Genomic DNA, 1,187 nt, shown 5'->3' with positions numbered 1-1,187 from the left:
GTTTGACCTGTGGTTTCAGCAAGCGGTCGAAGCACAGCTGACCGAACCCAACGCCATGAGCCTGGCCACAACATCCAAAGAAGGTTTACCCAGCCTGCGTACCGTCCTGCTGAAATACGTAAGCCCCGGGGGCTTTGTCTTTTTTACCAACTACAGCAGCCGCAAGGCCCGGGACATTGCTGACAATCCGAATGTCGCGATTATGTTTCCCTGGGTTTCCCTGGAGAGACAGGTCACTGTCAGAGGCCGGGCCGAAAAAATTTCCAAAACCGACTCGTTAAAATATTTCACCAGCCGCCCCCACGGCAGCCAGCTGGGAGCCTGGGTTTCACAACAGAGTTCGGTCATCACTGGCAGAAAAGTGCTTGAGATGAAGCTCGAAGAAATGAAAAGAAAATTCAAAGAAGGCAAGGTACCTCTTCCGGATTTCTGGGGCGGCTACCGAATCATCCCTGACACCATAGAGTTCTGGCAGGGACGACCCAATCGTTTGCATGATCGCTTCCTCTATACACGGACAGCATCCAACTGGACGATAGAAAGGCTGTCACCATGAGTCAGAAAACGGCGGCCAGGATTGCCGTCAGAGACACTCTGATTCATATGGTAACCGTCAACAGACAGTTTCGTGAGCAGGTCTATGATGACCAGCTCCTGCCCGTCTGGGTCATGAAATCGCCTGACGAGGACAAGAATGACCGCGCCCTGGCAGCTGAAACCAGCACCCGGTTGATCTATACCGATCAGCAAAACAAACAGGAAACGGCCCGGCTGCCCGGAATCGTGGGCATTGCCAGGGAGACCTTACAGACAGGTATAAGGCTTAATGAAGCCCGGGAAAACTTCAAACAGGCCATGACCGAGTTCAGGAAGCTGTATGGAGACAGTATTGAAGCCATTGAAGAAACATCGGACGAGATCAGGGAGAACATGCTGGGCGGCCTGCAGTTTGCCCACATCCATTTCGTCCAGAGTTATCGTCAACTGAAACTCTTTGAGACACCACCCCGTCGCATTGGCTTCAGCTGGGCAGCCCACCATAGTGGCTCTGTTAAGCTTTCCGCAAATGAAGCAATTGACCATCTACGCAAAAAATACCTGACTTCCAGTGCCATTCAGACAGACATTGAGATGCTTGAAGCGATGCCCGCCAGCGAGACCGTCATTATCAAAAGAGTTCTGAGCCC

General features: G+C 52.1%; 2 protein-coding genes. Both read left to right on the top strand.

Translation table 11 applies throughout. The annotated features are described in order from the left end of the window. Positions 1-556: pyridoxamine 5'-phosphate oxidase (gene pdxH, locus KDK17_RS10490; RefSeq protein WP_257288036.1), on the top strand; the 556-nt coding region annotated here is incomplete at its 5' end. After that, positions 553-1,187, top strand: a 635-nt coding sequence (locus KDK17_RS10485) for a hypothetical protein (protein WP_257288035.1), incomplete at its 3' end; no start/stop codon positions are given. The genes pdxH and KDK17_RS10485, both read left to right, overlap by 4 nt.

This window comes from Endozoicomonas sp. SESOKO2 (assembly GCF_024606245.1).
Classification (GTDB): Bacteria; Pseudomonadota; Gammaproteobacteria; order Pseudomonadales; family Endozoicomonadaceae; genus Endozoicomonas_A.
The sequence above is the reverse complement of the archived record's forward strand: the minus strand, read 5'-3'. Positions and strand labels throughout refer to the sequence as shown.